At 72.3% G+C, this 7,080-nt stretch carries 6 protein-coding genes; 4 read left to right on the plus strand and 2 right to left on the minus strand.

Features of this window, described 5'->3' with window-relative positions; genetic code table 11:
- Positions 1-81: 81 nt before the first annotated feature.
- From ABZ484_RS31070 to ABZ484_RS31080, 3 genes are read left to right on the plus strand one after another with little or no spacing between them, the layout of a single operon-like run.
- The gene (locus ABZ484_RS31070; RefSeq protein WP_358869249.1) at positions 82-1,206 is read left to right on the plus strand and encodes a peptidoglycan bridge formation glycyltransferase FemA/FemB family protein; all 1,125 of its coding nucleotides are present in this window, start codon (positions 82-84) and stop codon (positions 1,204-1,206) included.
- A gap of 60 nt (positions 1,207-1,266) precedes the next feature.
- Positions 1,267-2,640 carry an MFS transporter gene (locus tag ABZ484_RS31075; protein ID WP_358869250.1) on the plus strand — a complete coding sequence of 458 codons (1,374 nt, stop codon included), beginning with the start codon at positions 1,267-1,269 and terminating at the stop codon, positions 2,638-2,640.
- Positions 2,641-2,691: 51 nt separating this feature from the next.
- Positions 2,692-4,041, plus strand: coding sequence for a phospholipase D-like domain-containing protein (locus ABZ484_RS31080; protein WP_358869251.1), 1,350 nt, complete (start codon positions 2,692-2,694; stop codon positions 4,039-4,041).
- Between the two features lie 10 nt (positions 4,042-4,051).
- On the opposite strand, the gene ABZ484_RS31085 is transcribed toward ABZ484_RS31080, so the two are convergent.
- Positions 4,052-4,363: a hypothetical protein gene (locus tag ABZ484_RS31085; protein ID WP_358869252.1), complete on the minus strand. Its 312-nt coding sequence runs from the start codon at positions 4,361-4,363 to the stop codon at positions 4,052-4,054.
- Positions 4,364-4,483: 120 nt separating this feature from the next.
- Between ABZ484_RS31085 and ABZ484_RS31090 the strand changes: the two genes are divergently transcribed.
- Positions 4,484-5,452, plus strand: a complete 969-nt coding sequence (locus ABZ484_RS31090; protein WP_358869253.1) for a helix-turn-helix domain-containing protein — start codon at positions 4,484-4,486, stop codon at positions 5,450-5,452.
- Here ABZ484_RS31090 and ABZ484_RS31095 read toward each other — a convergent pair.
- Positions 5,442-7,080: cellulose binding domain-containing protein (locus ABZ484_RS31095; RefSeq protein ID WP_358869254.1), on the minus strand; the 1,639-nt coding region annotated here is incomplete at its 5' end. The two genes, ABZ484_RS31090 and ABZ484_RS31095, sit on opposite strands and share 11 nt — an antisense overlap.

A 7,080-nucleotide genomic window follows, 5' to 3' on the forward strand; every position in this document is an offset into this window, starting at 1 on the left:
TGCGCGAGGCACGGGAATGAGCGGCACGCCTCATAGGCTGGTGCGACGGGCAACGGTGCAGGCGAGCAAAGGAGCAGGCGCATGAGCCCTCGCCTGAAGGCGATCACCCGCGAGGAACATCTGGCCTTCGTCGCGGCGCGGCCGTCGGTGAGTCATATGCAGGTTCCCTCATGGGGCGATGTGAAGCCGGACTGGCGGGCGGAGAGCCTCGGCTGGTTCGGCGAGGACGGCCGTCTCGTCGGGGCGGGGCTCGTGCTGCTGCGGCCGTTGCCGAAGCTGAAGCGGTACCTCGCCTATCTGCCGGAGGGGCCCGTCATCGACTGGGCCGCGCCGGATCTGGAGGGGTGGCTGGAGCCGATGCTGGGTCACCTGAAAGGGCTGGGCGCGTTCTCGGTGCGGATGGGTCCGCCGGTGGTGGCCCGCCGCTGGAGTGCCGAGGCGGTCAAGGCCGCGATCGCCGACCCCGGGGTCCGCCGGCTCGGGGACGTGCAGGCGACCACGCGGGAGCCGCGGGCCCTCGACATCGCCGACCGGCTGCGCCGGATGGGGTGGCGGCGGAACGAGCCCGGCGCCGAGGACGGCTTCGCCGCGGGCCAGCCACGCCACGTCTTCCAGGTCCCGTTCGCCGGGCGGTCGCTGGAGGAGATCCATCAGGGCCTCAACCAGCAGTGGCGCCGCAACATCAAGAAGGCGGAGAAGGCCGGCGTGAAGATCGTCCAGGGCGGCTACGAGGACCTGCCCGCCTTCCACGCCCTGTATGTCGAGACGGCCGAGCGGGACCGGTTCGTCCCGCGCCCGCTGGGCTACTTCCAGCGCATGTGGACCGCGCTGAGAGCCGAGGACCCCGACCGTATGCGCCTCTACCTCGCGTACCACGAGGGCGAGGTCCTCGCCGCCGCCACCATGCTGACCGTCGGGCAACACGTCTGGTACTCCTACGGCGCCTCCACCGGCCGCAGGCGCGACGTCCAGCCGAACAACGCGATCCAGTGGCGGATGATGTCCGACGCCCACGAACTCGGGGCGAACACCTACGACTTCCGCGGCATCACCGACACCCTGGACGAGGACGACCACCTTCTGGGACTGCTCCGGTTCAAGGTGGGCACCGGAGGCGAGGCCGTCGAGTACCTCGGCGAGTGGGACTACCCGCTCAACAAGGTCCTGCACAAGGCCCTCGGCCTCTACATGTCCCGGCGACGCTGAGTCCTGCGCACACGGCACAGTTCGGCGGGCGCCGAAACGCGGCGGCTCTACGGTGTGCACATGCGGTACACAACGGACAATCAACGCACACGAGCCCCTGACCGGGGCGGACACGCCGCCGTATCCGCGCACGAGGAGCCGGGCCGTTCGCAGGGGCCCTTCCTGATCGTGGCCACGGCGTTGTTCCTGCTGCTGGCCGGGGCCAACCTGCCCACCCCGCTGTACGCCGTCTACCAGCAGCGTTTCGGCTTCTCCGCCGAGGTGCTGACGCTGGTCTTCGCCACCTACGCGGTGGTGCTCGTCCCGACCCTGCTGGTCTTCGGCCGGCTGTCCGACCGGCTGGGCCGCCGGCGGGTGATCGTCGCCGGTCTGGGCGCCGCGGCGGTCGCCGCCGCGCTGTTCGCCGCCGCCGAGGGCACCGCGTGGCTGTTCGCGGCGCGCGCCCTGCAGGGCCTGGCGCTCGGCATGGTCAGCGGCGGTGCCAACGCCGGCCTGGTGGAACTGGAGCCCCGGCACGACGCACGGCGTGCGGCGCTGCTGGCCACGCTCGCCCAGACCGGCGGCTGCGCGGCCGGGCCGCTGGCCGCCGGGCTGCTGGCGCAGTGGGCGCCGGCCCCGCGCACGCTGTGCTACTTGGTGGGGCTGACCGCGACGGTGGCGATCGCGCTGTGCGTGCTGGCGATCCCGGAACCGGCGCACGGCGCACAGGGCCGCGCCCCGCAACCCGCGGGCGGCGCGCAGGGCCGCGTCCCGGAACCGGCGCGCAACACGAGGGGCCGTCGGCGGATCCAGCGCCCCGGGGTGCCCCGTGACATCCGGGGCCCCTTCGCCCGGGTGGCGTCGACCGCGGCCCTGGTGTGGTCGGTCGCCGCGCTCTACCTGTCCGTGGTGCCCTCCTATGTGGGCTCGCTGCTGGGCACCCACGACCTCGCGCTGCTCGGTGCGATCACCGCGGTGATGCTCACGGCCTCCTGCGCGGCGCAGCTCGCCTCACGCTCCGGCCTTCGGCCCGCGACGTCCCAGGCCGGTGGCCTGATCCTGCTGGCGGCCGGGCTGCTCGCCCTGGTCGCGGCCTTCCCGGCGCACTCACTGGCGCTGGTCCTGGTGGGAGCGGTGCTGGCCGGCTGCGGCCACGGCGCGGGTTTCCTCGGCGCCCAGGCCGAGCTGAACCGATGCGTGCCCGGGGACCGGCGTGGCGAGGTGACCGCCGCCTTCTACACCTGCGTCTACACCGGGGTCGCGGTGACGTCGATCGGCGTGGGGCTGATCGCCCGAGCGGTCTCGCTGTCCGCGGCCGTGGCCCTGTTCGCCGCGGTGATCGGCACGGCGGCCCTGGCCATCGCCTCCTGGCACGTGCGCGCACGCCGTCGGCAGATGGATCCGGTTGCTCGCGGCCACGGTCTTCTGCTCCCGGGGAAGTCACGCCATTCTTGACGTGCTCATGCACGTCCATGGTCGTACGCGAACCCGAGGATGGCGAGAGACATGGCCCGGCACCGACATGTCCTGTCCCTGACGACCGCGGTACTGGCCCTGCTGGCCGGCCTCCTGGCGGCCGTACCGGCGTCGGCCGCGGGCAGCGCGGCGCCCGACCGGCCGACGGCGGGGACCACGGCCAGGACCAGCGCCGCACGTTCCGGCGCCGTTCAACGCCTGGCGGCGGCACCGGACATCGTGATGAACGCCCCGGTGTTCAACGACCCCACCGACGGACCGGCGAGCGGCACCCCCACCACCCGGCAGGCCGCCGTCTTCGACCAGCTCCTCGGCCTGATCTCCGCGGTGCCGTCCGGCGGGGAGATCCGCCTGGCGATGCACGAGTGGACGCCGGGAGCCAGCACCCTGCCCCAGCAGGTGGCCGACCGCCTGATCGACGCCCACGCGGCCGGCGTGCATGTGAGGATCATCCTCAACACCTCGGACAAGAACCAGACCGTCCGTCAGCGGCTCGACGCCGCGCTCGGGCACGACGAGAGCAAGGACTCCTGGGTGGTCGGCTGCGCCGACTACAGCGGCACCGCACGCGGCTGCCTGGCCCGCGACTACCTGCACGACAAGTTCGCCACGTTCTCCAGCGTCACGACGGCGGACGGCGGCACGGTCGAGGACGTGGTGTTCCAGAGCTCCTCGAACCTGTCGGACTGGTACCTGTTCAACTCGTACAACGAGGCGTACACCCTCTCCGACGCGCGGGTCTACGACGGCTATGTCACCTACTTCGGCGACCTCCGGGCAGGCCGCCACGCGGCGGTGAACCCGGACTACTTCTGGGCCACCCCGACCGGCGGCACCTACAAGGGGATGTACTATCCGCGCGACCGCGCCACGGGCGACACGATCGTCAACGTCCTGCGCCTCGTCCAGTGCTCCTACACGGACGGCGGCACCACCCACCAGACCGACATCCGCATCGTGATGAACCAGTGGACCAAGAACCGTCTGGCCATCGCCGACGAGTTGCTGCGGCTGCGCGGCGAGAACTGCTGGGTCGACATCGTCTACCCCTCCGACAAGGGTGACGCGACACCGCTGGAGCACGAGGTCCGCGACCGCCTGAGCCAGACGGCCTCCAACGGCAAGAAGATCCAGCTCACGCGCTGCCGCTTCACCACCGCGGCCGGCGCCGAGGTGGTCCCGCACGACAAGGTGATGCTCACCGACGGCCGCTACGACCAGGACATCGTCCCGCGCGTCTACATGGGCAGCGCCAACTTCACCACCCTGGAGAACTCCGACGACTCCCAGCTCCGCGTCATGGGACGCGGCCCGCACGACCTCTACCTGCACTGGTTCTACGGCGTCCGCGACACCTGCCGCTCGCACACCCCCCAGTAGGCGCGTCCGGTCACTTGCTGTCCCCGCGTTCCACGACCAGGATCCGGGCCTCGGGGACGGGGTGGGCCACGTGTGCGTCGCCCGGCTCGACACAGCAGACGCGCCCGGGCACGAGCCGTTCGACGTGCTCGGCCCCGTCCTTGCGGTAGTGCATGTCGACGGCGCCGTCGAGGACCACGAAGATCTCCGGCCCGTCGTTGACGTGCCAGACGTAGGGCTGGTCGGTCCAGTGCAGGCGTACGGTCGCCCGGTCTAGTTCCGCCAGGTCCAGGGCGCCCCAGGGGCGGTCGGCGGTGTGGCGTGCGGCATCGAGGAAACGCATGGACGGCTCCTGCGCTAGGGACGGAAACGGTCACGGCCCCTTCGGGGGCGGCTCCACTCTCGCCCGGCCGGGACGGGCGCGACCAGTGGCAGCAATGCCGACTTCCGTAAGATTGCTGCCATGCATCGTGCGGTCCATCATGTGGTGGCTCTCGCCCTGCCCCGCGTGGTCGCCTTCGACCTGGCCATACCCGCCCAGATCTTCGGCGGCCCGGGGGCACCGGCCGGCTACCGGTTCACGCTCTGCGCCCCCGTCCCGGGCCAGGTGGCGACGACGACCGGCTTCGACCTCGTCGCACCCCGCGGCCTGGATGCGCTCGCCGAGGCGGACACGGTGGTCGTGCCCGGCTATCTGCCGCTGACCCGGCCGCCGCGGGAGGTCACCGACGCGCTGCGCGCCGCCGCGGCCCGCGGCGCGCGGACCGTGTCGGTGTGCACGGGAGCGTTCGCGCTCGCGGCGGCCGGGCTGCTGGACGGGCGGCGGGCCACCACACACTGGATGGACGCGGACGAACTGGCCCGCCGCCACCCGGAGGTGGACGTCGACGCCGGCGTGCTCTACACGGACCAGGCTCCCGTGCTCACCAGTGCCGGATTCACCGCCGGGATCGACCTGTGCCTTCACCTGGTGCGCGAGGACCACGGCGCCGAGGCCGCGGCCGGGCTGGCACGCCGTCTCGTCGTTCCCGCGCACCGGGAGGGCGGCCAGGCCCAGTACCTGCACCGCCCCCTGCCCGCGCCCGGCACCGGCATGGCACCGGTGTGCGACTGGGCGCTCGAGCGCCTGCACGAGCCGCTGACGGTGGCCGACCTCGCCCGCCGGGCGGCGGTCTCGCCCCGTACGTTCGCCCGGCGCTTCACCGCCGAGACCGGCACCACCCCGCTGCGCTGGCTCACCGCGCAACGCCTCCACAAGGCCCGCAGCCTGCTGGAGACCACGGACCTGTCCGTCGAGGACATCGCCCGGCTGTGCGGCCTGGGTACGGCCACCAACCTCCGTCTCCACCTGGCCCGGGACGCGGGCACCACGCCCACGGGCTACCGGCGCGCCTTCCGCGGGCGTTCCCCGCGCGGTCGGGTCAGCCGGTGAAGGCGGCGAACATCTTGGAGAACTGGTACGGCGTCTGCGTGATGTTCGTGCACTTCGACAGGGAGCCGGTGCAGGCGTTGGCGTCGCGGGTCATCTCCCAGAACGCCAGCTCGCCGAGGTGGTTCTGCTGGGCGAAGGAGATCAGCTGCTGGGCGTCGGACAGGCCGAACACCTCGGAGGCGTTGTCGTTCTGGCCCAGCATCGGGGTGACACCGACCTTCGCCCATGCCTGAGCGGACGTCAGCTCCGGCCAGACGGACTGGATCTGCGCGTGCGTGGCCTGCGCGGACTGGACGGCATAGGTGCCCATCCTGCCGCTCGGGTTCGGCGCGGTGGCGTCGCCGAAGTCCATCGCCATGACGTTGACGACGTCCACGTCGACGCCCGCGTTCCTGGCGGACCGCATCACGTACAGGCCGTCCGACGTCAGGCCGGTGGGCAGGACCGGCAGGGTGAGGCTGACCTTGAGGTCGCGGCCCTTGGCGCGCTGCGCGGCCTGCACCTGGGCGATGGCCGCCGAGCGGCGGTCGACGGACGCCTTGTCGGTGACGGCCGTTCCCTCGATGTCGAAGTCGATGCGGTCCAGGCCGTAGACGTCCACGACCTTCTGGTACTGGGCCGCGAGCGAGTCGACGGTCGTGCAGGACTGCGCGAGCTCGGTGCCGTTCGCGCCACCGAAGGACGGGCGGACGTCACCGCCGGCCGCGCGGATGGCGTCCATGTCCTCCTTGCCCCAGCCGGTCGCCGGGTCGTAGACGCCGAACCAGCTGGCGGTGCAGGACCGGCTGCCGTTGACGATGAAGGCGAGCGAGAACTGCCGGAGACCACTGGCCGCCGCGAGGGCGGGCAGGCTGGGTGTGGGGTAGGCGCCCATGTCGACGTAGGGTGCGGCGGTGCCGGGGACCGCTCCGCTGCCCGCCTTGGCGGTCACCGGGGCCGAGGCGGCGGACTCGTTGCCGGTGGCGTCGAAGGCGGAGACGCTGACGGTGTGGCTGCTGCCCTGGATCAGGCCGGTGAGCGTGGCGGTGGTCCCGGTGACCGTCGCGACCACCTCGCCGCCCTCCCGCACGTGGTAGCCCGCAACGCCCTGGTTGTCCGTCGCGGCGCTCCACCCCAGCGTGACGCTGCCCGGACCGGTGGCGGTGACCTTCAGCCCCGCAGGGGTGGTCGGCGCCGTGGTGTCCGGGGGAAGTCCCTCGCAGGGCTGGTTGTTGATGGTGCATCCGGCCGGTGCGGTCTGGCCTCCTGTGCCGGTGGAGACGTCGAAGCCGACCACGGCCGCCGTCGCGCCCGGCGCCAGGGGGGACGCCCAGCTCGGCGGGGTGATGGTGTAGTGCGTGCCGGTGGAGGTGGCCGTGGACGCCAGCGTCCCGTTCCAGATGCTGCTGATGGTCTCCCCGGCCGGCAGGTCGAAGGACAGCGACCAGGTGCCGACGGTGGCGTTCGTGTGGTTCGTGACGGTGTAGCCGCCCTCGAACCCGCTCTGCCAGCTCTGGGTGAGCGCGAAGTCGGCGATCAGACCGGTGAGGTCTCCCGCGGCGTGGGCGCCGGTCGCGGCGAGCGGTGGTGCCAGCAGGGCCGCGGCCGTGGCGAGGGACAGGGTGACACGCCTCATGGGCGAGTCCTCC

It is taken from the genome of Streptomyces sp. NPDC006393 (genome assembly GCF_040628575.1).
GTDB lineage: Bacteria > Actinomycetota > Actinomycetes > Streptomycetales > Streptomycetaceae > Streptomyces.

Coding starts and splice junctions, on each gene's coding strand:
- ABZ484_RS31075 (WP_358869250.1), top strand. CDS start 1,267: ATGCGGTACACAACGGACAATCAACGCACACGAGCCCCTGACCGGGGC.
- ABZ484_RS31085 (WP_358869252.1), bottom strand. CDS start 4,363: ATGCGTTTCCTCGATGCCGCACGCCACACCGCCGACCGCCCCTGGGGC.
- ABZ484_RS31080 (WP_358869251.1), top strand. CDS start 2,692: ATGGCCCGGCACCGACATGTCCTGTCCCTGACGACCGCGGTACTGGCC.
- ABZ484_RS31090 (WP_358869253.1), top strand. CDS start 4,484: ATGCATCGTGCGGTCCATCATGTGGTGGCTCTCGCCCTGCCCCGCGTG.
- ABZ484_RS31070 (WP_358869249.1), top strand. CDS start 82: ATGAGCCCTCGCCTGAAGGCGATCACCCGCGAGGAACATCTGGCCTTC.